Consider the following 24,162-nt stretch of genomic DNA (forward strand, 5'->3'; position numbering starts at 1 on the left):
ACCGCATTCGCGGCTAGCCGGTCGAGGCTGGACGGGCTTCAGGGCCGCTGCCGCGAATGCGGGGCAGGGGCCTACAGGCGGGGCCGGGAGGCTCAGGGCAAGAGGGTCCGTCGAGTGGATGTGCCCGAGGGGCACAAACACTGCTGGGGGTGTGACGAGGTCAAGCCCAGGAGCGAACGGCACGCGGTTGCTTCGGACGGCCTGTCGGGCTCTGTGTGATCTACCTGAAAGCTCCGGCCGTACATGTGGATCACTGCCACGAGACGGGTAGGGTCCGTGGCGTACTGTGCTTCAACTGCAATTCGGCCATCGGCAAGTTGGGAGATGATCCCGACGCAGTTCGTCGGGCTGCCGCTTACTTGGAAGGATCCTCGTGGAAGCCAACACTCGTAGCACCGGGCGTCTACCGGCTGCCTTCCTGACGCCTGGGTCGTCGTCCTTCATGGACTTTCTGTCCGAGCATCAGCCGGACATCCTGCCCGGTAACCGGCAACTGCCACCCACGCAGGGCGTGATCGAGGCGCCGCACGGCACGACGATCGTCGCCGCCTCGTTCCCCGGGGGCGTGGTGCTCGCCGGTGACCGTCGGGCCACCATGGGTAACGTCATCGCGCAGCGGGACATCGAGAAGGTGTTCCCGGCGGATGAGTACTCGGCCGTGGGTATCGCCGGTACGGCCGGCCTCGCCGTCGAGATGGTCAAGCTGTTCCAGCTGGAGCTGGAGCACTTCGAGAAGGTCGAAGGCGCGCAGCTCTCGCTGGAGGGCAAGGCGAACCGCCTGTCGACCATGATCCGGTCCAACCTCGGTATGGCCATGCAGGGGCTGGCTGTGGTGCCGCTCTTCGCTGGTTACGACGTGGATCGCGGCAAGGGGCGGATCTTCTCGTACGACGTCACTGGCGGCCGTTCCGAGGAGCACGGCTTCGCTGCCACCGGTTCGGGTTCGATCTTTGCGCGTGGCGCCATGAAGAAGCTCTTCCGGAGCGATCTGACCGAGGGCGAGGCCACGACCCTTGTGGTACAGGCCCTGTACGACGCGGCAGACGACGACTCGGCGACCGGTGGTCCCGATGTAGCGCGCCGGATCTACCCGATCGTCACCGTGATCACCGAGGACGGCTTCCGTCGGCTGACGGAGGACGAGTCCTCCGAGATCGCCCGCTCGATTCTGGAGCGGCGTCTGGAGCAGCCGGACGGCCCGCGGGCCGCGCTGCTGTAGACGGCGGCCTCTTGTTGCAAGGTGATCCAGTGACTTCGACAGAAAGGGATGGGTAGCCGGTGTCGACGCCGTTCTATGTCTCACCTCAGCAGGCGATGACCGACCGTGCGGAGTTCGCCCGGAAGGGCATCGCGCGTGGCCGCAGCCTGGTCGTGTTGCAGTATGCCGATGGCATCGTGTTCATCGGGGAGAATCCGTCCCGCGCGCTGCACAAGTTCAGCGAGATCTATGACCGGATCGGCTTCGCGGCGGCCGGTAAGTACAACGAGTACGAGAACCTCAGGATCGGCGGCGTCCGGTACGCCGACCTGCGTGGTTACACCTATGACCGTGATGACGTGACCGCTCGTGGCCTGGCGAACGTGTACGCCCAGACGCTGGGCACGATCTTCTCCAGTGCGGCCGAGAAGCCGTACGAGGTGGAGTTGGTCGTCGCCGAGGTGGGGGAGACGCCGGAGGGCGATCAGATTTACCGGTTGCCGCATGACGGTTCGATCGTGGACGAGCATGGTTCGGTCGCGGTCGGCGGTAACGCGGAGCAGATCAGTAGTTATCTCGATCAGCGTCACCAGGACGGTATGACTCTGGCGGAGGCGCTGAAGCTGGCCGTGCAGGCGCTGTCCCGGGACACCAACGGTACGCAGCGCGAGATTCCCGCGGAGCGGCTGGAGGTCGCGGTGCTGGACCGTACGCGCCCGCAGGCGCGGAAGTTCAAGCGGATCACGGGTCCACAGCTGGGCCGGCTGCTGGAGGCGGATGGTGCGGAGACCGCGGCGGAGGCCGAGAGCTCCGAGGACGAGGAGTAGGTCAACCGATGTAGGCCCGCTGCTCGCCCTGCCTTGCCTTGTGTGCCCCGGCCGCTTTCGCGCGGACGGGGCACAGGCGTGTCAGCGGGCGCTGGGCGGCGCTGTGGAGCCTCGGACGACGAGTTCGACGGGGATGTCGCCCGCGTCCGGTGTGCGGCCGTCCAGGACCGCCAGCAGCGCCTGCATGCCGCGTTCGCCGAACAGTTCCGCGTCCAGGCGTACGGTCGTCAGCTCGGGGTCGATGGCGGTGGCGAGGGCGAGGTCGTCGAGGCCGGTGACGGAGATGTCGTCGGGGATGCGCAGGCCGAGGCGGCGTACGGCTTTGTAGGCGCCGGCGGCGAGTTTGTCGTCGTCGCAGACCAGTGCGGTGGGCCGGGGGGCGCTGGGGGCGGAGAGCGCGGTCTCGGCGGCGCTGCGCGCGCCGTCGATGGAGATGGGTGCGTGGGCCGTGCGTACGGATGTGCCGGGGACCTCGCCGACTCGTGCGGCCAGTTCGCGTGCGCGTACTTCGAAGGTCCAGGAGGGGATGTCTGCCGCGAGGTGGAGGAAGCGGCGGTGGCCGAGGCCGAGGAGGTGTTCGGCGACCTGGCGCACGCCGTCGGTGATGTCGAGGTTGACGGTGGCGGCGCCGAGGCTGCCGTGCGGGTCGCTGTCGAGCATGACGAGGGGGAGTTGGTCGCCGCGGATGGCGGTGAGGGCGTCGGCGGCCATGGAGGAGGCGATGACGCCGTCGAGGGCGGCCTGGGCGGAGGCGAAGGGGTCGCGGGCGGGGCCGATGCCTTCGGGGGAGGGGTAGAGGACGACGCCGAAGCCATGTTCGGCGGCGATGCGGGCTGCTCCGGTGTAGACGCCGGCGAAGAATTCGGTCGTCAGTGCGGGGACCACGAGCAGGACGGTGCGGGTGTGGCCGAGGCGGAGGTTGCGGGCGGCGAGGTTGGGGCGGTAGCCGAGGTCCCGTGCGGCTTGTCGTACGCGCTCGGCGGTGGTTTCCGAGACCCGGCCGCGCCATTTGTCGCCGAGGACGAGGGAGACGGCGGCCTGGGAGACTCCGGCGGCCTGGGCGACGTCGCGGCTGGTGGGGCGGGTGCTGCCTTGTGCCACCGTGCGACCTGCTCTTTCGTCTGGACTGGTGGACAGCGCACATGGTACGTATGACTGGGGGCGTTATACGTAACACTTCAATGGGTTCGGCGAGCGGAAGGGCGGGACATGGCCGTGGGATACCTGGAGATCCTCAGGGCGAGGCATGCCACCCGGCTGCTCGTCGGCACGCTCGTGGGCCGGCTGCCGAACGCGACCTGCGCGATCGCGATCGTGCTGTTCGTGCGCGCGGAGGGCGGCACGTACAGCCTCGCGGGGGCGCTGGCGGCCGTGTACGGGGTCGCGAACGCGGTGGGGCAGCCGGTGCTGGGGCGGCTGGTGGACCTGTACGGGCAGCCGCGCATACAGCTGCCGGCCGCGGTGCTGTCGGCGCTGGCGATGGCGGTGTTCGCGTTCACGGGCACCGACCCGCTGCCGCTCGCCTATGCGGCCGTGGCGGCTGCCGGGCTCTTCACGCCGCCTCTGGAGGGCGGTCTGCGGGCGCTGTGGCCGAGTGTCCTCCGTAAGGAGGGCCAGGTGCACACGGCGTACGCCATGGACGCGGTCGCGCAGGAAGTCATGTTCACCGTGGGCCCGTTGCTGGTGACCGTGTGTGTGGCGCTGTGGTCGGCGCAGACAGCGCTGCTGGTGGTGAACGTCATCGGGGTCCTCGGAGCGCTGTCCGTGGTCGTGTCGCCGCCTTCGCGTGCGTGGCGTTCGGCGCCGCGTGAGGCGCACTGGCTGGGTGCGTTGCGTTCGCCCGGACTGCTGGCGCTGCTGGGTGCGTTTCTGTTCGTCGGTATCGCGCTGGGTTCCATCACGGTGGCGGCCGTGTCGTACGCGGACGACAACGGCGGTGACGCGGTGTACGGCTGGCTGATGGCGGGGCTGGGGCTGGGTGCGCTGGTCGGCGGCACCGCGTACGGGGCGCGGCAGTGGACCGGTGAACCGGCGCGGCGACTGTGTGGGCTGGTGGCTCTTCTGGCGGTGTGTTATCTGCCGCTGATGTTCATGCCGGGCGCGGTCGCCATGACGTTGCTCAGCGTGCTGTCCGGGGTGTTCCTCGCGCCGTGCATCGCGTGTGCGTTCGTGCTCGTGGACCGGCATGCGCCGAGGGGGACGGTCACGGAGGCGTTCTCGTGGCTGGTGACGACGTTCACGGTGGGGGCGTCGGTCGGAACGGGCCTCACGGGTCCGGTCGTCGAGGGCGGTGGGGCGCTGTGGGGCTTTGCCGTGCCGGGTGCCGCGGGTGGGGTGTCGCTGCTGGTTGTGCTGGTCACGGTGCGGGTGCTGGCGGCGCCCGGTGGGCGGGCCGTGGTGGCGGCCGCATCGGAAAATGATCGCAACCGTGCGGTCGAACCCCGTTTCAGCTCAGGGGATCGGGCGTAATGTTCACTCATGGACCGCCGCATTTTCGGGCTGGAGAACGAGTACGGCGTCACGTGTACGTTCAGGGGACAGCGGCGCCTGTCTCCCGACGAGGTGGCGCGGTACCTCTTCCGCCGTGTCGTGTCATGGGGCCGCAGCAGCAATGTCTTTCTGCGAAACGGCGCCCGCCTCTATCTCGACGTGGGCTCACATCCGGAATACGCGACACCCGAATGTGACAACGTGACCGAGCTGGTCACCCACGACAAGGCCGGCGAGCGCATTCTCGAAGGACTCCTGGTGGACGCCGAACGACGCCTGCACGAGGAAGGAATCGCGGGCGACGTCTACCTCTTCAAGAACAACACCGACTCGGCAGGCAACTCCTACGGCTGCCACGAGAACTATCTGGTGGCGCGGCACGGGGAGTTCTCCCGGCTCGCGGACATTCTCATTCCGTTCCTTGTCACCCGCCAGCTGCTGTGCGGTGCGGGCAAGGTGTTGCAGACCCCGCGTGGCGCCGTGTACTGCGTCAGCCAGCGGGCCGAGCACATCTGGGAGGGCGTGTCCTCGGCGACGACGCGTTCCCGGCCCATCATCAACACCCGCGACGAACCGCACGCGGACGCCGAGCGCTACCGCCGCCTGCATGTCATCGTGGGCGACTCGAACATGTCCGAGACGACCATGCTGCTGAAGGTCGGCGCGACCGACCTGGTGCTGCGCATGATCGAGGCGGGCACGGTGATGCGGGACCTGACCCTGGAGAACCCGATCCGGGCGATCCGCGAGGTCAGCCATGACATCACGGGCCGGCGCAAAGTGCGTCTGGCCAGCGGGCGTGAGGCCTCGGCGCTGGAAGTGCAGCGCGAGTACTACGAGAAGGCCGTGGACTTCTGCGAGCGCCGGGGGATCCGTACCGGCACCGTGGAGCAGGTCCTGGAGCTGTGGGGCCGCACCCTGGACGCGATCGAGGCCGAGGACCTCGACCGGATCGGGACCGAGATCGACTGGGTGATGAAGTACAAGCTCATCGAGCGGTACCGCGCCAAGCACAACATGACCATGTCGCATCCGCGCGTGGCGCAGATAGACCTCGCCTACCACGACATCCATCGCAGGCGGGGTCTTTACTACCTGCTGGAGAAAAAGGGTCAAGCCGCCCGGATCTGCAATGACTTGAAGATCTTCGAGGGCAAGTCGGTTCCGCCGCAGACCACTCGGGCGCGGCTGCGCGGTGACTTCATCCGCAGGGCTCAGGAACAGCGCCGTGACTTCACGGTGGACTGGGTACACCTGAAGCTCAATGACCAGGCACAGCGCACGGTGTTGTGCAAGGACCCGTTCCGTTCCGTGGACGACCGGGTGGAGAAGCTCATCGCTGGAATGTGAGCATCGCGTTTCGGCTTGATCGCCGGAACGCAACGCGGGCGCCGTACGTTTTGCGTACGGCGCCCTTCTCACGCCGTAGAGTTGCGCGCACGCCATCAACAAGATCGACCGATTACGAGGCCCCCACCGTGCGCCGACGCTCACTCCTCATCGCTGTTCCCGCTGGACTGGTCACGCTCGCCGGATGCGGCGACGACGACGGGGCCGACTCGGCCCAGGGCTCGGACAGCGCGTCACCGTCGGCCTCGGCGCCGTCCCAGGCGCCGCCACCGAAGCTTGTCGACGGTCCGCTGCCGGCGATCACGGCGGGCACGAAGTTCGGCGAGAAGCCGACCGTCGCCAAGGGCAGCGGGGACCCGTCGAAGGACCTCGCGGTGAAGACGCTCATCGCGGGCAGCGGCCAGACCGTCGCGGAGAACGACTACGTCCAGGCCCACTACCTGGGTCAGGTCTGGGACACGGCGAAGGTCTTCGACAACTCCTACGACCGCAAGACGCCGCTGCTCATTCAACTCGCCCCGAACAGCATCATCGACGGCTGGCGGTATGCGCTGGCCGGCAAGAAGGCCGGGAGCCGCGTGCAGATGGCGGTTCCCCCGACGTGGGGGTACGGCAAGCAGGGCAACGCGCAGGCGGGCATCAAGGGCACCGACACGCTGGTGTTCGTCGTCGATGTGCAGGCCACGTTCAACGGGAAGAGCTCCGCCAAGGGCGGCACGGTCGCGCAGGACAACATCGACCTGCCCAAGGTGGGCGCCAACACGGACGGCAAGGCGCCCTCCATTCAGGTGCCCAAGTCCGATGCGCCGAAGAAGCTGGTGGCGAACTACGTCATCGAGGGCGACGGCGCCGAGGTCGCCGCCCAGGACACCGTGCTGGTGCAGTACAAGGGCGTGGTGTGGGACGGCGGCAAGGAGTTCGACTCGACGTACAGCCGCAAGTCGCTCACGTCGTTCTCGCTGCAGCAGGTCGTCAAGGGCTGGGCGCAGGGCCTGACGGGCAAGAAGGTCGGCAGCCGGGTACTGATCGTCATCCCGCCGGACCTGGGGTACGGCGACAACCCGCCGGCCGGCAGCGGTATCGAGAAGGGCGCCACGCTGGTCTTCTCGGTCGACATCCTGGCGAAGATGTGACGTTGCCGAGATGTAAGACTGTGACCGTTCGCCTTTCCGCAGACAAGCAGGAGCTAGAGACGTGAGCATCGACAAGCCCGAGATCGACTTCCCGGGCGGCGAGCCCCCGGCGGACCTGGAGATCAAGGACATCTGGGAGGGCGACGGCGCAGTGGCGCAGGCGGGTCAGACCGTCACCGTCCACTACGTGGGTGTCGCCTTCAGCACCGGCGAGGAGTTCGACGCCAGCTGGAACCGTGGCACGCCCTTCCGTTTCCCGCTGGGCGGCGGCCGGGTCATCAAGGGCTGGGACCAGGGCGTGCAGGGCATGAAGGTCGGCGGCCGGCGTCAGCTGACCATCCCGGCCCACCTCGCCTACGGCAACCAGAGCCCCACCCCGGCGATCAAGCCCGGTGAGACGCTGATCTTCGTGGTCGACCTCCTCGGGGTCTGATCGACGTACGACCACACCCGATCACCTGGGGTCCATGCCTGCGCGGGCATGGGCCCTCGGCTTTTGCCGCGCCACCGCTGGGCGGTACGGTCGTCGTTCGTAAGCACCATAGGGAGGCGAAGGGCGTCGATGGCCATTGCCAAGGCCGAGCGGCTGATGAACCTGGCGCTGTGTCTGCTGGGGACGCGGCGGCCGCTCAGCAAGCGCGAGCTGCGTGAGTCCATCGAGGCCTATCTCGAAGCCGGGTCGGACGATTCCTTCAACCGGATGTTCGAGCGGGACAAGGATGATCTGCGCGAACTCGGCCTGGTCATCGAGACGGTGGAGAATCTCGACGGTGAGGTCGGCTATCTGGCCCGCCGCGACAGCAACCGCCTTCCGCCCGTCACTCTCGACGCCGAGGAGGCCGCCGCTCTGGGGCTGGCCGCCAAGGTGTGGCAGCAGGCGCGGCTAGCGGGCGCGGCCAGCGGCGCGCTGCAGAAGCTGCGCGCGGCCGGGCTGCTCGAGGACATCGACCCGTACGAGACGCACAGTGCGCTGGAGCCGCGGATTCCGGTGCACGAGGCGGCGTTCGAGCCGTTGATGCTGGCCTGCCGCGACCGCCGGCCGGTCGCATTCGACTACCGCAAGGCCACCGCCGCGCATCCCGAACCCCGGCATGTGGAGCCGTGGGCGCTGGAGTGCTGGCGCGGCCACTGGTATCTGGCGGGCTGGGACCGTGACCGCGGTGCCGAGCGGGTGTTCCGGCTGTCCCGGATCACCGGCCGGGTGCGCACCCGCAGCGGCCGGTTCACCGTGGAGGTCCCCGATGTCGTCACCGTCCGGGAGACCGTCGCGAGCTGGGCGGGGGAGACCGCCGACCGCACCGCGCTGATCCGGCTGCGCACGGACGCGGGGTTCCCGTTGCGGGCGAAGGCCACGTCGGTGCGGGAACTGGGCGACGGCTGGGACGAGTTGGAGATCCCGTACGGGCACGGCCTGGACGCGTGGCTGGTGGAGTTCGGGCCGGACGTGGTGGTCCTGGAGCCGGCCGAGCTGCGCGCCGACGTGGTGGACCGGCTGCGTGCCGTGGCCAAGGGCTGAGGGGGAGCGGAGAAAGACAGTGGCCGGCAAACCGATCAGACCTGTGAACGCCATCGACCAGACCCGCCGGATGCTCTCCCTGGTGACGTATCTGAGGGAGCGCCCCGGCGCCCGGCTCGAGGACGTCGCCCGTGCTTTCGGGATCACCGAGGACGAGCTGGTCTCCGACCTCGATGTGCTGCCCATGTGCGGCACCAGCTTCCGCGGCGGTGATCTGCTCGACATCGACACCGACGGCGAGCGGATCTGGTGGCACAACCCTGCCGCCCTCGGGGCGGAGACGGCGGAGCCGCTCAGGCTCGCCGCCGACGAGGCGACCGCGCTGCTGGTGGCGGCCCGTGCCGTCGCCACGCTGCCCGGTCTGCGGGAGAGCGACCGGCAGGCGCTGCTGCGGGCCACCGCCAAGGTGGAGGCCGCGGCCGGTGAGGCGGCCGGCGCCAGCGCCCGGCTGTCGGTGACCTTCGAATCGGAGGGCGGCGTCTTCGCGGACGTCGACCGGGCGATCTCCGAGCGCCGCCGCCTGTGGATCCGCTACTACTCACCCGCCCGGGACGAGGTCACCAAGCGCGAGATCGACCCCATCCGCCTCGTCAGCGTCGGCCACACCTATGTGGAGGCCTGGTGCCGCCGCTCCGAGGCGCGCCGCACCTTCCGTCTCGACCGGGTCGCCGAGATCAGGATCCTGGACGAGCCGTCCGCGCCCCCCGAGGTGGAGCTGCGGGACCTGTCGGAGGGGCTGGTGCAGCCCGCCGCCGAGGACCCGGAGGTCGTCGTCGAGGTCGGCCCGGGCGGGCGCTGGGTCGCCGAGTACTACCCGCACGACAGCGCGGATGAGCTTCCCGACGGCGGGCTGCGTATCACTCTGCGCACCCCCGACCCGGCGTCGCTGCGCCGCCTGGCGCTCCGGCTCGGGCGCGAGGGCCGGATCGTGTCACCGCGCGAGCTGGCCGACAGCGCCCGGCACGCGGCCCGTGAGGCGCTGGCGGCGTACGACGGGATCGAGGCGCAGACGCCGGGGCAGCACGGGGTGCTGGGCGGGCCGTACGACAGGCCGGAGTGAGCCGCACGGGGCGCGCCGGAGGCGAACGACCAGGAGAAGAGGAGCAGGTGCTTTGAGCGAGTCGGCGTCCGGGGTGCCGGGAATGTCGGTGGCGTCGGCGTTCGCCGGCATGAGAAGCGTGACTCCCGTGGTGTTCAGGGCCGGCTGCCCGGACTGCCGGGGCCGTTTCGAACTCACCGCGAGCGCCCTGCGCCTGGCCATCGGCGCAAGCAGCCGCACCACCTTCTACTCCTTCACCTGCCCCGACTGCGGCGCGTCCGTGCGCAAGCCGGCGGGGGAGCGCATCGTCGAGCTGCTCACCGGTGGCGGGGTCAGCACACTGCGGCTGCACTCGACCCTCTAGGCTCGGCGTCATGTTCTGGCCGATGTTCGCGGTTGCTGTGGGTTTTGCCGGTCTCGCCGTCCTCGGTGTGCTCGCGGTACGGGTCTTCCTGGAGGCACAGCGCCTGGGCAGGCAGGTTTCGGACTCGGCGGCTCGTATCAACCGGGCCGCGGAGGACCTGGAGCGTGCGTCTTTGAGCGCGGCGCGCACTGTGGACTCGCTGTGAGTCCGGCTGAGGATGTCCTGTGAGTCCTGCGTCTGATGCGCTTTGGGCTGCTTCGCCCTGTCACCTTGGTGGTTCCGCCAGGTACGCTGCTGGTCGCGGCTCGGAAAACGAGGCTCGGGTCGCTGACCGGGAGTACGCACAGGGATTGCCCCCCGTTTACCCCTGAGCGTTACGATCGCTGTCACACACGATCGATCGGATGAGTGTTCGACCGGTCGGACAGCACCCCATCCCAGCCGCCTCGGTGAGAAGGTAAAGACTTATGTTCGGAAGGCTCGGAGCCCCCGAGATCATTCTCATCCTCGTCGTCATCATCCTGCTGTTCGGCGCGAAGAAGCTTCCGGACATGGCGCGCTCGCTCGGCAAGTCCGCGCGCATCCTCAAGAGCGAGGCCAAGGCGATGAAGACCGAGGGCCAGGACAACGCCTCCGCCCCGGCAGCCCCGCCGCAGACCGACGAGCAGCCCCCCGCTCAGCGCACCATCCAGGCCGCCCCCGGCGATGTGACCAGCTCGCGCCCGGTCACCGAGCCGACGGACACGACCAAGCGCTGACGCAGGGCCGGTGACCACCGGCCCGCTGCACGAGATGGGAATGTGGGTTGCTGAAGTCTGCCCGCAAGCAGGAGAGGGATCCCGAGGGGCGGATGCCCCTCGCGGAGCACCTTCGTGAGCTTCGCAACCGGCTCGCGAAGGCGCTGTTGGCCATCGTCGCCGTCACGGTCGTCGCTGCCTTCTTCTACAACGACATCATCAACGTCCTCACCAAGCCGATCCTCGACTCGGTCGGCTGTGGCAAGACGTTCGAGCAACTGGCGAACACCAAGTCCAGCGAGCCGTGCGCGCAGATCACCATCAACGGTCTGCTCACCCCCTTCACGCTCGCGCTGAAGGTGTCGCTGATGGCCGGTGTCGTCGTGGCCTCGCCGATCTGGCTGTACCAGCTGTGGGCCTTCGTCGCGCCGGGTCTGCACCGGCACGAGAAGAAGTACGCCTACGCGTTCGTCGGCATGGGCGCCCCGCTCTTCCTCTTCGGCGCCTACTTCGCCTACTCGGTGCTGCCCACCACGGCGGAGGTGCTGCTCCAGTTCACCCCGGAGAGCACCGACAACCTCCTGCCACTGGACGACCTGCTCGATCTGGTCACCCGCATGGTGATCGTCTTCGGCCTCTCCTTCGAGCTGCCCCTGCTGCTGATCTTCCTGAACCTCACCGGGGCGATCACCGGCAAGCGGATGCTCGGCTGGTGGCGAGCGATGATCATGGGCATCACGGTCTTCGCGGCGCTCGCGACGCCCAGCACCGACCCGCTGACGATGCTCGCGCTCGCCGGACCGATCTGGATCCTGTACTTCGCCGCGACCGCCTTCTCGCTGATCAACGACAAGCGTCGGCGTCGCCGCGAGGCCCTGGGCCCCGACGACGACGAGGCCTCCGACCTGGACCTCACCCCCGAGGACATCGGCGACGTCGAGACGGTCTCCGCCAGCCGGGCGCTGCCTGAGCAGGCGGGCAGCACGGACCGGGTCAACGGATACGACGACGTGACGTAAGCCGACTCCACGAACACACAGGGCGCCCCCAGCACTACGCGTGGTGGGGGCGCTCGGCGTTTGCGGCAGGCCCCGAGGGCAGGACTCCGCAGATCCGGATATTGATCGTCCTGTTGTCAGTGGGGCCCGGTACGCTCGAAAGCACGATGACAGAGGACCTCTCACCGGCCGAGCGGTATGCGGCAGCGCGCAAGCGCGCTGTCGAGCAGGCCACCGCGCTCGCCTCCTTCCGCGAGATGTACGACTTCGGCCTCGACCCCTTCCAGATCGAGGCCTGCGAGGCGCTCGAAACGGGGAAGGGCGTGCTGGTGGCCGCGCCCACCGGCTCCGGCAAGACGATCGTGGGCGAGTTCGCCGTCCACCTCGCGCTGATGCAGGGCAAGAAGTGCTTCTACACGACCCCGATCAAGGCGCTGTCGAACCAGAAGTACGCCGACCTGTGCCGCCGTTACGGCACGGGCATGGTCGGACTCCTCACCGGTGACAACAGCGTCAACTCCGACGCACCGGTGGTCGTGATGACCACCGAGGTGCTGCGGAACATGCTGTACGCCGGATCGCAGACCCTCCTCGGACTCGGATATGTGGTCATGGACGAGGTGCACTACCTCTCCGACCGGTTCCGGGGCGCCGTGTGGGAAGAGGTGATCATTCACCTTCCCGAGTCGGTGACCCTGGTGTCGCTGTCGGCCACCGTGTCGAACGCCGAGGAGTTCGGCGACTGGCTCGACACCGTCCGCGGTGACACCGAGGTGATCGTCTCCGAGCACCGGCCCGTGCCGCTGTTCCAGCATGTGCTCGCCGGACGCCGGATGTACGACCTGTTCGAGGAGGGCGAAGGCCACAAGAAGGCCGTCAACCCGGACCTCACCCGGCTCGCGCGCATGGAGGCGACGAAGCCGTCGTTCCAGGACCGCAGACGCGGGCGGGCCATGCGGGAGGCCGATCGGGAGCGGGAGCGCAGATCCAGGTCGCGGGTGTGGACGCCCGGACGGCCCGAGGTCATCGAGCGGCTCGACGCCGAGGGGCTGCTGCCCGCCATCACCTTCATCTTCAGCCGCGCCGCCTGCGAGTCCGCCGTTCAGCAGTGCCTGTACGCCGGGCTGCGGCTCAACGACGACGAGGCACGGGAGCGGGTCCGCTCCCTGGTCGAGGAGCGCACGGCCTCCATTCCCACCGAAGACCTGCATGTGCTCGGGTACTACGAGTGGCTGGAGGGGCTGGAGCGCGGGATCGCGGCCCACCACGCGGGCATGCTGCCGACGTTCAAGGAGGTCGTCGAGGAGCTGTTCGTGCGCGGCCTCGTCAAGGCCGTGTTCGCCACCGAGACGCTGGCGCTGGGCATCAACATGCCCGCCCGGTCCGTGGTGCTGGAGAAGCTCGTCAAGTGGAACGGCGAGCAGCACGCCGACATCACCCCCGGTGAGTACACCCAGTTGACCGGTCGTGCCGGGCGCCGCGGCATCGATGTCGAAGGACATGCCGTGGTGCTGTGGCAGCGCGGGATGAGCCCGGACCACCTGGCGGGACTGGCCGGCACGCGCACGTATCCGCTGCGGTCCAGCTTCAAGCCGTCGTACAACATGGCGGTCAACCTCGTCGAGCAGTTCGGGCGGCACCGCTCGCGGGAGCTGCTGGAGACGTCCTTCGCGCAGTTCCAGGCCGACAAGTCGGTCGTGGGGATCTCGCGGCAGGTGCAGCGCAACGAGGAGGGGCTCGCGGGCTACAAGGATTCCATGACCTGCCACCTCGGGGACTTCGAGGAGTATGCGCGCCTGCGACGTGAGCTGAAGGACCGGGAGACCGAACTGGCCAAGCAGGGCGCGGCGGAGCGGCGCGCCGAGGCCGCCGTCGCACTGGAGAAGCTCAAGCCGGGCGACGTCATCCACGTGCCGACCGGCAAGTACGCGGGACTCGCACTGGTGCTGGATCCGGGACTGCCGGCCGGGCGGTCGAACGGCCACCGCGGCTTCGAGCACCACGACGGGCCGCGCCCGCTGGTGCTGACCGCCGAGCGGCAGGTCAAGAGGCTGGCGTCGATGGACTTCCCGGTGCCCGTCGAGGCGTTGGAGCGGATGCGGATCCCGAAGTCCTTCAATCCGCGCTCACCGCAGTCGCGTCGCGACCTCGCCTCCGCGCTGCGGACCAAGGCCGGGCACATTCCGCCGGAGCGGCACCGCAAGAAGCGGTCGCAGGCCGCCGACGACCGGGAGATCGCCCGGCTGCGGACGGCGATCCGGGCGCATCCGTGCCATGGGTGCAACGACCGTGAGGATCACGCGCGTTGGGCCGAGCGGTATCACCGGCTGATGCGGGACACCTCACAGCTGGAGCGGCGTATCGAAGGCCGCACGAACACGATCGCCCGTACGTTTGACCGGATCGTCGCGCTGCTGACCGAGCTGGACTATCTGCGCGGTGACGAGGTCACCGAGCACGGCAAGCGGCTCGCCCGGCTGTACGGCGAGCTGGATCTGCTCGCGAGTGAATGCCTGCGCGCCGGGGTGTGGGAGGGCCTCGGTCCCGCCGAACTCGCCGGTTGCGTCTCGGCGTTGGTGTACGAGGCGCGGGTCGGGGACGATGCGATGGCGCCCAAGCTGCCGTCCGGGAAGGCGAAGGCCGCGCTCGGTGAGATGGTGCGGATCTGGGGGCGGCTGGACGGGCTGGAGGAGGAGTTCCGGATCACCCAGTCCGAGGGTGTCGGTCAGCGTGAGCCGGATCTCGGCTTTGCCTGGGCCGCGTATATGTGGGCGTCCGGGAAGGGCCTCGATGAGGTGTTGCGTGAGGCGGAGATGCCGGCGGGTGACTTTGTGCGGTGGTGCAAGCAGGTGATTGATGTGCTGGGGCAGATCTCGGCAGCGTCGTCTCCTGTGGAGGGCTCGACGGTGGCCAAGAATGCGCGTAAAGCGGTTGATGGGTTGTTGCGGGGGGTTGTGGCGTACTCGTCGGTTGGGTAGCGCCGTAGGGCTTGCGGAGGGTTGCTCACAGCCGGCCGGTGGGGGCTGGTCGCGCAGTTCCCCGCGCCCCTTCGGGGCGCTTTCAGCGCCGCTCCAGTGGATCTCCCGTGGGGTTTCCCGGCCTCTGCGGGACGCTGCTCTCCCGGAGTGGAGAGGGGCTGCTGTCGTTATGCGCTTCCGTGTTCTCGGTCCTGTTCGGCTCGAACCTCGTACGCCCTCGGCGGCCAAGCAGCGGGCCGTGCTTGCGGTGCTGCTGCTCAGGGCGGGGAGTGTGGTGTCGGCGTCCGCGTTGTTCGACGAGTTGTGGCCGCAGGGGCCGCCGCGTACCGCGGCGACGACCCTGCAGGTGTATGTCTCGCATCTGCGTAAGGCGATCGCGGAGGGCGGGGACGCGCCGCTGGTGACGCGGGCTCCCGGCTATCTGCTGCGGGTTCGGCCCGGTGAGTTCGATCTGCAGCGGTTCGAGGAGTTGCACCGGGACGGGCGGGGCGCCGCGCGCTGCGGCGACTTCGCGGCCGTTTCGCGGATCCTCGGTGAGGCGCTGGGCTTGTGGCAGGGGCCCGCCGTGGCGGGAGTGGAGCACGGGCCCGCGCTGGCCGCCGCTGCCGCCCGGCTGGAGGAACTGCGGCTGGAGGCCCTGGAGTTGCGTATCGAGGCCGATCTGCGGCTCGGGCGGCACGAGGAGCTGACCGGTGAGCTGACGGAGCTGGCTCATGCGCATCCGCTGCGCGAGCAGTTGCACTGTCATCTGATGGAGGCGCTGCGGCGGGCGGGGCGGACCGCGGACGCGCTGCGGGCCTATCGGACCGTACGGCGGTCGCTCCATGACGAGTTGGGCGTGCCGCCGGGGCCCGCCCTCGCTCGCGTGCACTCGCGGGTCGTCGGCGGGCCGGCGCCGGTCAGCCGGCCGGGGCGGCAGCGGACGGCTTTCCCCGCAGATTCCAGGCGAGCCAGCGTCGTACCGCCCCCGGATGACCGGGTGATCCGTGCACGTCGTCGATCTGCTTGACCCGGACGTCGGCGAGCGCGGAGCGCAGAAGCGCGGGATCGGCGGGCGGGATGATCTCGTCCCGGGTGCTGGCGACGTAGCGCACGGAGGCGTCGATGTCCTGCAGGACGGTCGGGGTGAGGGCGAAGTCTTTCAGTACGGCGCGCAGTTCGGTGTCGTCGGCGGTGGCCGTCAGGCGGCGCAGCGTGTCCCGGGTCAGCCGGGGCAGGCGCTGCCACCAGTCCGCGTCGGTGAAGAACGCCGAGACCGGGGCGCCGACCGTCAGGATGCGCCGGATGCGGGCGTCGGCGGCGGCTGCGCGCAGGGCGAGATGGCCGCTGAAGCTGAGGAAGAGCAGAGAGGTGGCGTCCGTGCGGGCGCGGGGGGCCAGGGTGTCGAGGAGGTGCGGGAGCAGGCGCCAGGAATCCGGCGTGTAGCGCTGGGAGTTCTCGCCCACGCCGGGCAGCTCCGCCACGACCGCCGCGAAACCCATGCGGCTGAGCCGGGGCAGCAGGGGCGCCCACTGCTCCTTGACGCTGATGATGCCGCCCATGACGACCAGCAGGGGGCGGTCCCGGTCGAGTCCGGTCGCCCAGCAGGTCAACGGGCCGTCCGGATGCGGTAGTTCGAGGCGTTCGATGCCGGACTGGGTGCCCCGCCAGCGGTCGAAGGTCGCCACGGCCGCCTGCTGGGCCCGGCGGCGGGGTTCGTCGTACGGGTACGGGAAGCGGGCCAGCGTGTAGTGGCGGCAGGCGTCCAGCAGACGGCCGCGGGCGGCGAGTTCGTCGGCGCGGGTGGCCCAGACGTGGGTCCAGGAGTCGGGGGAATCCGGGGTGTCGTTGCCGATGCGGTCCAGGACGCGGGCGGTGTCACGGGCGGACAGGCCCTGGTTGCGGGCGTGCAGACGGGCATACTCCTTGAGTTCGGCCAGCGGGCCGGGGAGGGTGACGGGGTTCGGGTCCAGGCTCATGGGGTGTCCTTCGGGGATTCGGGGCCGATCGCGACGGCCGCCGTGTAGGTGGTCTCCGAGGTGGTCAGGCTGTGGGTGCGCAGGGTGTGGGTGCGCAGGGTCCAGCCCGGCGGGGGCCGGGTGCCGAACGTCCTGAAGTCCAGGGCCAGTCCGCGGCCGATCGCCTTGCTGTACGCCTCCTTCGACGTCCACCAGCGCACCAGCAGCGCGTTGCGGTCGGCGGCCGGCGTGCGGGCGAGGCGGGCCAGCTCGCGCGGGGTGCACATGTGGCTCGGGAAGCGGGGGCCGTCCAGGTGCCGGTCGGTGCGTTCCAGGTCGACGCCGATGGTGAGGCGGGCGGCGGTGCGCTCGCACAGGCCCACGAGGACCAGGCCGTCGGTGTGGCTGAGGCTGACGGCGTAACGGGACGCGGGTCCGCACAGGCTGGGGCGGCCCCCCGCGTCGTAGGCGAGGTCCGTGGTCCCGATGATGTGGTGGAGCAGGGCCCGTGCCGCCAGGAAGCGCGCCCGGACCTCGGGATGCGCCGACCCGCGGAGCCTGGCCGCGTCCGCGCCCCGTAGCGACGGCGCCCGGTCGGCCCAGTCCGACACGGAGCCGTACGCCACGACCGCCCCCCGCGCGAGCAGCCCGGCGGCCTCAGCCGGCCGGGCGGTCAGGGGCACGGGAGGGGGAGCGCAACTCGGCGACGGGCGCAAGGCGCGGGGGTGCATCGGACGTGGCCTCCCAACTGCCGTGCTCCAGCGCGTCCGTCAGCTCCCCGAGGACGTCCGCCGCGGCGGCGCCGTCGAGGACGCGGTGGTCGAAGGCGAGACCGAGGCGCATGACAGGCGCGGCCTCGATGGTGCCGTCCTCGCGGACCACCGGACGGGGGGTCGTGCGGCCGCAGGTGAGGGTCACCGCCGTACCGCCCGTGGAATGGAAGCCGTCCACCGGGCGGTGGCCGAGGGAACTCACGGAGACCGTGCCGAGGACCGAAGGACGTCGCCGGGCGCTGCGCAGGGCGTGCGCGAAGGCGGCGCGGCCCAGCCAGACCGGGAGGCGTACGAGGGCCCGTACGCCACCGAACTCCGGGAGGGTGGCGACGTCGGGCGAGCGGTAGCGGTCGACCTGGTCCTGGATCGAGTCCAGTGTCGCCGTCTCCAGGCCGGGGATCAGCGCGGACAGTACGACGCGCTCCCCTCCGGCCGACTTGGCGTCGAGCGCGAGCTTGCCGGTGACCGACGGAAAGCGCACGATGCGCGGGGCGCGCAGGCGGCGCGGCGCCAGGACGGCGTTGGCCTCGGGGTGGCGGTGCAGGACACGGCCCGCCGCGTACAGGACGTACGTCACCGTCGAGTAGCGGCGTTCGGCGGCGGCGCGGTGGGCGTGGACGGCGCCCATGTCGACGTCGGTGTCCAGGAACACCGGGCGCTGGCGGGCGGCGTACTCCAGGAAGTAGAGGGTGTGGCGGCGGTCGCGTACCGCATGGGCCGTAGTCATGGTGTGATCACCAGCTCGTGGATCTGACGGAGGCTGCGGGCTTCGAGGAGGCGGCCGACCGGGACGGGGCGGCCGAGGGTGTGCTCCAGGGCGGTCACCAGCTTCAGCAGGTACATGGAGTCCCACTCGGGCAGTTCGTCGAAGTCGGCGTCGAGCAGGGCCGTTTCCTCGGCGGGCGTGGTGCCGAGGGGGAGGCCGGTCTCGTCGCGCACCAGGCGCGCGAACTCGGCCAGGGGCAGCGGGCGGGTCTCTGTGGGCATCTCTGCAGTCAGTCCTTCCATGGCTCTACAGTCCTTCCAGGGCGAACCCCGCCTTGATCCACTTGCTTGACTCGACCGCGACGGCGAGGGCCTTCTGGCCGCCCGCGATCTCCTTCATCAGCTGCTGAAGCTGGAGGAAAGGCAGTGCGTTGCCGTTGTTGCCGGTGTCCGCGACGCAGGAGATCTCACGCGCGGCGGGGAGTCCCAACTGCTCGGTGATCAGCCGGGTCATACGGCCCGACAGCTGCGGTGGGAGGAGGAAGTCCAGGTCCTCGGCCGACCAGCCCAGGTCGTCCAGGAGTTCCCAGAGGATCTCCGCGGCCATGCCGGGCACCGAGCCCTCGATCGCCTTGTAGTCCTCGGTGAGCGCCTGGCGTTGGTCGTGCCGGTCGGCGAGCCCGAACCAGTCGATGATCTGGCCGGGGCTGCGGCCGAGCCCGGTACAGCGGTTGAGGGTGCGGCGCAGGGCGACCGGCCGTTCACCGGGGTCGGCGCCGATGACGGCGGCGCCCGCGCCGTCGCCGAACAGCACGCAGTTGACCAGGTCGCCGGGGGCCGCGGAGGCGAGGTCGCGGCGCAGGTCGAGATGTTTGGTGCAGACGTCGCCGCCGATGGCGAGGCCGGTGCGGTGGGTGCCGCTGCTGATGAAGGTGTGGGCGAGCGCGAGGGCCTGAACGGCGCCCGCGCAGCCCGACTGGAGCTGATAGGTGGGGAGTTGGTCCAGGCCGAGGCGGTCGGCCACCTCGTTGACGGTGGCCGGCATCAGATGGTCCGGGGTCGCCGTGCCCAGCACGATGAACTCGATGTCGGCCGGGTCGGTGCCGGCGCACTCGATCGCCTGCGAGGCGGCCTCCGCGCACAGGTCGGCCAGGGCCCAGCGGACCTCCCCGGTGCTCAGATCGCGGGCGAAGTGCCGGGTGCGGGTGCCGATGAAGTGGTCGATCCACTCCTCGTTGACGCCCAGCGACGCGGCCAGCGAGGCGTTGTCGACGGGGGTGCCGGGCAACGCGGAACCGGCGGCGGCTACATGGACGGTGGGGCCGGTGGGGGGTGCGGGCACGGTCATGGGGCAGGCTCCGTCGATGAGGCGACGCCACCTTGTGCGGCGCGCGCGGTGACGTACGCGATCAGGTCGCCGAGGGTGGACAGATGGCCGAGCAGCTCCTCCACCGGCAGCGGCCCCAGCGCCGGCAGCCGGGCCTCGACGCGCGCCTTCAACTCGATCAACGTGACCGAGTCCAGGCCGAGGTCCTCCTGGGGTCGCGAGTGCGGGGAGAGCGCGGAGACGTCGTAGCCGCCGAGTTCGGCGACGGCTTCGAGGACGTGGATCTCGATCGAGTCGGTGCGTGAGACCTCCTCCGGTTCCGCCTCGATTACGGGCGGACGCGGGGTCGGCAGGCCGCCGCGCCAGAAGCGTCCGTCCGTGGCGAAGGTGTACGGGAGCAGCCGACGCGTCGGTCCCTCGTCCTGCGCGGGCCAGTCCACGTCCAGGCCCGCCCGGTACAGGGCGGCGACCGTCGCCGCCAGCTCCGTCCCGGTCGCGCCCTCGCCCGGCAGCGGGTGCAGCGGGACCGGGGGATGGTCGGTCGTGAGATGGCGGGCCAGGGCGGTCAGGACCGGGCGGGGGCCGAGTTCGACGACGTGGGTGGGGCGCTCGTCGAGGAGCTGAGCTGCGGCGTCCGCGAACAGGACCGGGGCGCTGATGTGTTCCGTCCAGTACGCGGCGTCCAGCGGCTCGGACTCCAGGACCTTGCCGCGGACGGTCGAGTAGAACGGGGTGCGCGGGACGCCGCCGGCCGTCTCCTCGGCGATGCGGTGGAACGGTTCGAGGACCGGCCGCATGAGCGGTGAGTGGAAGGCGTGCGAGACCTCCAGCCGACGCACCCGGACGCCGTCGAGGGCGGACGCGATGCGGTCCAGGGCGGCGAGGTCGCCGGAAAGGACCGTCGACCGGGGACCGTTGAAGGCGGCGAAGCCGACCATGGGCTCTCGCTCGACCAGCTCGTGCAGCCGGTCCGCGGGCGCATGGACGGCCAGCATGCCGCCGCCGTCGGGGAGTTGCTCCATCAGCGCGCCCCGAGCGGCGATCAGCCGGGCCGCGTCCGGCAGCGACAGCGCCTCGGCCTGCACCGCCGCCGCGAACTCACCCACGCTGTGCCCGAGCAGCAGGGTGGGGCGCACGCCGACATCCGCGAGCGCGGCGCCCAGCGCGTAACCGACGGCGAACAGGGCGGGCTGCGCCTAGCGCGTACGGTGCACGGCCGAGTCGCCGTGCAGCAGCAGGTCGCGTACGGACGTCTCGGTGTACTGCAGCAGCTCCGCGTCGGCCGCGTCCAGGTGACGGCGGTAGAGCGAGGACGAGCGATAGAGCTGGGCGCCCATGGTGGGGAACTGGGCACCCTGACCGGTGAACAGGGCGGCGATGAGCGGACCTTGCTGAGCAGCGGTGGGCCGTTCGTCGCGCAGCGCCTCAGCCAGCCGCGAACTGCCCTCCTCCGCCCCCACCACGACCGCCGCCCGCACCGCATGCCCCGACTTGACCCGATACGAGGCCCGGCACAACGGCCCGACCGGTGACTGGCGCCGGCCGATCGCCTCGGCCTGGGCGGCGAGGTTGCGGCGCAGCGCGGGCGCGTCCGGAGCCGTGAGGGTGAAGACGTGGGCGCCCAGCGCGGGCGGGGCCGAAGCCGTCGTACGGACGGAGGGCGCCGACTCCAGGACGGCGTGTGCGTTCGTGCCGCCCATGCCGAAACTGCTCAGGCCCGCCAGGGCCGGACCGGACAGTCGCAGCGGTGACTTCAGGAGCCTGAGGCCCTTCTCCGCCAGGCGGAGTCCGGGGTTCTCGTGGGCGGCGAAGCGGCTGACCGGGACCGTGCGGTGGTGCAGGGCGAGGGCGACCTTGATGAGGCCGGCGATCCCGGCGGCGCCCTCCGTGTGGCCGAGGTTGCCCTTGACGGAGCCGAGGGCCATCGGGCGGGCGCGGCCTGCGTGCCAGGCTGCGAGGGCCTTCGCCTCGATCATGTCGCCGAGGGCGGTGCCGGTGCCGTGCCCCTCGGTGAAGACCACGTCGCCCGGTTCCACGCCCGCCCTGCGGTACGCCGCCGCCATCACCTCCTGCTGCGACCAACGGCTCGGCGCGGTCAGCCCGTTGCTCCGCCCGTCCTGGTTGACGGCCGTCCCGCGGATCACCGCGTACACGTGATCGCCGTCCGCCAGCGCGTCCTCCAGCCGCCGCAGCACGACCGCTCCGACGCCTTCCCCGCGCCCGATGCCGTTCGCCCCCGCGCTGAACGGCTTGCAGCGACCGTCCGGTGCCGCGAGCCCCGCCCGCTCGTAGAACAGGCCGAGCGCGGGCGTCAGTGCGATGTTGACGCCGCCCGCGAGGGCCTGGTCGCACTCGCCGGAGAGCAGGGCGTTCACCGCCAGATGCACCGCGACCAGCGACGACGAGCACGCCGTGTCGACGGCCAGGCACGGGCCCTTGAGGTCCAGGTGGTACGAGACCCGGTTGGCGATCATGCAGTAGCCGTTTCCGGAACCGATCTGCGGGGTGATCCCCGGCAGGTCGGTCAGCGTCAACTGTGCCCACTCGCTGCCCATCACCCCGACGAACACGCCCGTCGCCGTCCCCGCGAGCCGGTGCGGTGCGATGCCCGCGTCCTCGAAGGCCCGCCACGCGCACTGCAGCATCAGCCGCTGCTGCGGATCCATGGACGCGGCCTCGCGCGGCGTGATGGTGAAGAAGGCGTTGTCGAAGGCGTCCGCGTCCGCGAGGAAGCCGCCCTCGCCGGGGCCGCCCGTCACCCCGGGGTCCCAGCGCTCGCGCGGCACCCGGCTGATGCCGTCGCCGCCCCGCATCAGCAACTCCCAGAACCGGTACGGATCCTCGGCACCCGGGAAACGGCAGTCGAGACCGGTTACGGCAACCGCGCTCATCCGGCGTTCTCCAGCTCTTTCCAGAGATGGCCGGCGAGCGCCCGCACGGTCGGGAAGTCCCAGGCGGCCGTGGGGTCCACGGGGATGCCGAAGTGGTCCTCCACATCACCGCAGAGACTGAGCGCGGCCACCGAGTCCAGGCCGTACTCGGCGAGCGGCACCGTCGAGTCGATCTCGGCCGGGTCGCGCCGCAGATAGGCGCCGACCCGGGTGGTGAGCCAGTCGATCAGGGACTGCTCCGTGGGGACGGTGGGCAAGGACATGGGGTTCTCCAGAGTGAGAGCAGCAGGGTCACGCGTGGGCGTCGTAGAGATCGAACGGCCGCGACTCCTCGTATCTGCGGAGCAGTTCGGCCCGGAGCGGCTGCGCGTACACCGCGGGAATCCCGCCCTCGCGCAGGCCCAGGCGGCGCGCCGAGCGGTGCAGGGCCGCGCCCAGCCACACCGGGTCCGCGAGGAACCCGCCGCGGGCGTTCCGCCAGACACCGACGGCGGCAGCCGCGCCAAGCAGTTCGGCATACCGTGCGGCCAGGGCGAACGCGGCCGGGGAGGCGAGCGGGGTGCGGTCGGCCGGTGGCAGGGCACGGCAGGCGCGGCGGACGTCGGCCAACTCCGTGGCCAGGTCCCGCAGCAGATCCTGGACCGGTGCGTCCGTGTCCATGAGCAGTGCGGTGAGCGGGTCACCGGTCGCGGTGAGCGTGAGCCGGTCGAAGGGGATACCGGCCGGGACGTCGTCGTCCTCGACCATGAACAGGCCACCAGGGCAGGAGAGTTGGGGTGCGGTCGCCAGCCTCCGCAGCTGCGGCACCAGCGTCGCCAGACACGCCGTCGGTCCCGCGTGGCCGAGCGACAGCACCGGCAGATCCCGTACATGCCGGCCGAAGGCGGCGTGCTCGCCCTCGCGGACGTAGAACCGGGCGCCGAGCACCACCGACAGCTCGCGCACACTGTCCGTGAGCAGTTTCGGCACCAGGTACTTCACGGCCGCCGAGGTGACACTGGCCTGCTCGGGCAGCAGGTGCACGGCGCGTGCGGCAGCCAGCGACAGGCTGTCGCACAGCAGCAGATCGGCGAACGCGTTCGTCAATACGGCGGCGGCGTGCGGGAGTTGGACGACGTTACGGCGGTACAGGCGCCGTCCGAGCGCGAACCGCAGCACCGTCCGCAAACAGCTGTCCGCCGTCCCGATCGCCATCCCCGGCAGCGCGCTCCGCGTCACCTGGAACGACCGCAGCGCGACCTCGCCGCCCCGCCCCTCCTCGCCGACCAGGGCCGACGCGGGCACCGGGCAGTCCCGGAAGACGAGCCCGGAGATCCGGCAGCCGCGCACGCCGGCCGTGCGGTAGCGGGGCAGCGGCTGCCAGCGGTCCGTCGGCAACTCGTCGGGGTCCGCGAGCAGCACCGAGTGGCTGCGGCTGCCGGGTGCCGGGTCGGTGCGGGCGAACAGCACCCAGGCCCGCGCCCGGTCCGCATTGTTGATGACCTCCTTCGCCCCGAACAGGCGGTAACCGCCGCGCCCCGGACGTGCGGTGAAGTCCATGCGCAGGAAGTCGTTGCCGTGCGCCAGCTCGTGGTAGGCGACGGACACCTTGCCGCCGTCCAGCAGCAGTCGCGCGAGCCGGTCGCGCTGCTCGGGCGAGCCCGCCGCCCAGACGTTCACCGCCGCCATGAACGACGTGACTCCATGCCCGAGGCCCAGGCCCACATCCCGGCGGAACACCTCGCGCAGCACCCGGACCAGGCCGTCCAGTCGGGCCAGCCGTCCGCCCAGCTCCACGGGTACGTACTCGGCGCCGAGCCCGAAGCCGTCGAGCAGCGCCTCGCCGTGTGCGCTCAGCTCGCCGCGTTCGTCGGATGTGGACAACTGCCGTTGGCCGAGCGGGTTGTCCGGGTCGTAGGG

At 70.5% G+C, this 24,162-nt stretch carries 25 protein-coding genes; 15 read left to right on the forward strand and 10 right to left on the reverse strand.

Annotation, left to right across the window (positions count from 1 at the left end):
- The first annotated feature begins 245 nt into the window (after positions 1-245).
- The 3 genes from ACTWQO_RS16505 to prcA are packed head-to-tail and all read left to right on the forward strand — an operon-like array spanning position 246 to position 2,025.
- Positions 246-422 carry an endonuclease domain-containing protein gene (locus ACTWQO_RS16505; protein WP_266836051.1) on the forward strand — a complete coding sequence of 59 codons (177 nt, stop codon included), beginning with the start codon at positions 246-248 and terminating at the stop codon, positions 420-422.
- Positions 374-1,219 carry a proteasome subunit beta gene (prcB, locus tag ACTWQO_RS16510; protein ID WP_443238069.1) on the forward strand — a complete coding sequence of 282 codons (846 nt, stop codon included), beginning with the start codon at positions 374-376 and terminating at the stop codon, positions 1,217-1,219. The genes ACTWQO_RS16505 and prcB overlap by 49 nt, the downstream gene beginning before the upstream one ends.
- A 59-nt stretch (positions 1,220-1,278) precedes the next feature.
- On the forward strand, positions 1,279-2,025 hold the full coding sequence (prcA, locus tag ACTWQO_RS16515) for a proteasome subunit alpha (protein ID WP_443238070.1): 747 nt from the start codon (positions 1,279-1,281) through the stop codon (positions 2,023-2,025).
- 81 nt (positions 2,026-2,106) lie between these two features.
- Here the strand turns inward: prcA and ACTWQO_RS16520 are convergent, their stop codons facing one another.
- On the reverse strand, positions 2,107-3,126 hold the full coding sequence (locus ACTWQO_RS16520; RefSeq protein ID WP_443238071.1) for a LacI family DNA-binding transcriptional regulator: 1,020 nt from the start codon (positions 3,124-3,126) through the stop codon (positions 2,107-2,109).
- A 108-nt stretch (positions 3,127-3,234) separates the two neighbouring features.
- On the opposite strand from ACTWQO_RS16520, the gene ACTWQO_RS16525 reads away from it, so the two are divergent.
- The 12 genes from ACTWQO_RS16525 to ACTWQO_RS16580 all read left to right on the forward strand — a co-directional run bounded on the left by ACTWQO_RS16525 (position 3,235) and on the right by ACTWQO_RS16580 (position 15,639).
- Positions 3,235-4,494, forward strand: a complete 1,260-nt coding sequence (locus tag ACTWQO_RS16525; RefSeq protein WP_443238072.1) for an MFS transporter — start codon at positions 3,235-3,237, stop codon at positions 4,492-4,494.
- A gap of 9 nt (positions 4,495-4,503) precedes the next feature.
- Positions 4,504-5,865 (forward strand): Pup--protein ligase, encoded by a 1,362-nt coding sequence (gene pafA, locus ACTWQO_RS16530; protein ID WP_028801611.1) that lies wholly within the window; start codon positions 4,504-4,506, stop codon positions 5,863-5,865.
- Positions 5,866-5,993: 128 nt separating this feature from the next.
- Positions 5,994-6,998 carry an FKBP-type peptidyl-prolyl cis-trans isomerase gene (locus ACTWQO_RS16535; RefSeq protein ID WP_443238073.1) on the forward strand — a complete coding sequence of 335 codons (1,005 nt, stop codon included), beginning with the start codon at positions 5,994-5,996 and terminating at the stop codon, positions 6,996-6,998.
- A gap of 61 nt (positions 6,999-7,059) precedes the next feature.
- Positions 7,060-7,431 (forward strand): FKBP-type peptidyl-prolyl cis-trans isomerase, encoded by a 372-nt coding sequence (locus tag ACTWQO_RS16540; protein WP_030053355.1) that lies wholly within the window; start codon positions 7,060-7,062, stop codon positions 7,429-7,431.
- Between the two features lie 129 nt (positions 7,432-7,560).
- A complete protein-coding gene (locus ACTWQO_RS16545; protein WP_443238074.1) occupies positions 7,561-8,514 on the forward strand; it encodes a helix-turn-helix transcriptional regulator in 954 nt (317 codons plus the stop codon).
- A 19-nt stretch (positions 8,515-8,533) separates the two neighbouring features.
- Positions 8,534-9,574 (forward strand): helix-turn-helix transcriptional regulator, encoded by a 1,041-nt coding sequence (locus ACTWQO_RS16550; protein WP_443238075.1) that lies wholly within the window; start codon positions 8,534-8,536, stop codon positions 9,572-9,574.
- 52 nt (positions 9,575-9,626) lie between these two features.
- Entirely contained in the window at positions 9,627-9,917 is a 291-nt protein-coding gene (locus tag ACTWQO_RS16555; protein WP_443238076.1) for a hypothetical protein, read from the forward strand.
- Positions 9,918-9,927: 10 nt separating this feature from the next.
- Complete coding sequence (locus ACTWQO_RS16560; RefSeq protein WP_301978529.1) at positions 9,928-10,122, forward strand: hypothetical protein; 195 nt, start codon at positions 9,928-9,930, stop codon at positions 10,120-10,122.
- Positions 10,123-10,384: 262 nt separating this feature from the next.
- Positions 10,385-10,675, forward strand: a complete 291-nt coding sequence (gene tatA, locus ACTWQO_RS16565; RefSeq protein WP_362943823.1) for a Sec-independent protein translocase subunit TatA — start codon at positions 10,385-10,387, stop codon at positions 10,673-10,675.
- Between the two features lie 47 nt (positions 10,676-10,722).
- On the forward strand, positions 10,723-11,673 hold the full coding sequence (gene tatC, locus ACTWQO_RS16570; protein WP_443238077.1) for a twin-arginine translocase subunit TatC: 951 nt from the start codon (positions 10,723-10,725) through the stop codon (positions 11,671-11,673).
- 101 nt (positions 11,674-11,774) lie between these two features.
- The gene (locus ACTWQO_RS16575; protein ID WP_443238078.1) at positions 11,775-14,630 is read left to right on the forward strand and encodes a DEAD/DEAH box helicase; all 2,856 of its coding nucleotides are present in this window, start codon (positions 11,775-11,777) and stop codon (positions 14,628-14,630) included.
- Positions 14,631-14,799: 169 nt separating this feature from the next.
- On the forward strand, positions 14,800-15,639 hold the full coding sequence (locus ACTWQO_RS16580) for an AfsR/SARP family transcriptional regulator (RefSeq protein WP_443238079.1): 840 nt from the start codon (positions 14,800-14,802) through the stop codon (positions 15,637-15,639).
- Here the strand turns inward: ACTWQO_RS16580 and ACTWQO_RS16585 are convergent.
- From ACTWQO_RS16585 to ACTWQO_RS16625, 9 genes are read right to left on the reverse strand one after another with little or no spacing between them, the layout of a single operon-like run.
- The gene (locus ACTWQO_RS16585) at positions 15,530-16,588 is read right to left on the reverse strand and encodes an alpha/beta hydrolase (protein WP_443238080.1); all 1,059 of its coding nucleotides are present in this window, start codon (positions 16,586-16,588) and stop codon (positions 15,530-15,532) included. The genes ACTWQO_RS16580 and ACTWQO_RS16585 overlap by 110 nt on opposite strands.
- Positions 16,585-17,250, reverse strand: coding sequence for a 4'-phosphopantetheinyl transferase family protein (locus ACTWQO_RS16590; RefSeq protein ID WP_443238081.1), 666 nt, complete (start codon positions 17,248-17,250; stop codon positions 16,585-16,587). The genes ACTWQO_RS16585 and ACTWQO_RS16590 overlap by 4 nt, the downstream gene beginning before the upstream one ends.
- Positions 17,225-18,067: a 2-oxo acid dehydrogenase subunit E2 gene (locus tag ACTWQO_RS16595; RefSeq protein WP_443238082.1), complete on the reverse strand. Its 843-nt coding sequence runs from the start codon at positions 18,065-18,067 to the stop codon at positions 17,225-17,227. The genes ACTWQO_RS16590 and ACTWQO_RS16595 overlap by 26 nt, the downstream gene beginning before the upstream one ends.
- A complete protein-coding gene (locus tag ACTWQO_RS16600; RefSeq protein WP_443238083.1) occupies positions 18,064-18,327 on the reverse strand; it encodes a phosphopantetheine-binding protein in 264 nt (87 codons plus the stop codon). Before ACTWQO_RS16600 ends, ACTWQO_RS16595 begins: the two co-directional genes overlap by 4 nt.
- Positions 18,328-18,352: 25 nt before the next feature.
- Complete coding sequence (locus ACTWQO_RS16605; protein WP_443238084.1) at positions 18,353-19,393, reverse strand: 3-oxoacyl-ACP synthase III family protein; 1,041 nt, start codon at positions 19,391-19,393, stop codon at positions 18,353-18,355.
- Positions 19,390-20,556, reverse strand: a complete 1,167-nt coding sequence (locus ACTWQO_RS16610) for an acyltransferase domain-containing protein (protein ID WP_443238207.1) — start codon at positions 20,554-20,556, stop codon at positions 19,390-19,392. Before ACTWQO_RS16610 ends, ACTWQO_RS16605 begins: the two co-directional genes overlap by 4 nt.
- Before the next feature lie 12 nt (positions 20,557-20,568).
- Entirely contained in the window at positions 20,569-22,263 is a 1,695-nt protein-coding gene (locus ACTWQO_RS16615; protein WP_443238085.1) for a type I polyketide synthase, read from the reverse strand.
- Positions 22,260-22,526, reverse strand: a complete 267-nt coding sequence (locus ACTWQO_RS16620) for an acyl carrier protein (RefSeq protein WP_443238086.1) — start codon at positions 22,524-22,526, stop codon at positions 22,260-22,262. The genes ACTWQO_RS16615 and ACTWQO_RS16620 overlap by 4 nt, the downstream gene beginning before the upstream one ends.
- 28 nt (positions 22,527-22,554) lie before the next feature.
- Positions 22,555-24,126: an acyl-CoA dehydrogenase gene (locus tag ACTWQO_RS16625; protein WP_443238087.1), complete on the reverse strand. Its 1,572-nt coding sequence runs from the start codon at positions 24,124-24,126 to the stop codon at positions 22,555-22,557.
- Between the last annotated feature and the right edge of the window lie 36 nt (positions 24,127-24,162).

This window comes from Streptomyces sp. 4N124 (genome assembly GCF_052245395.1).
Taxonomy (GTDB): Bacteria; Actinomycetota; Actinomycetes; order Streptomycetales; family Streptomycetaceae; genus Streptomyces.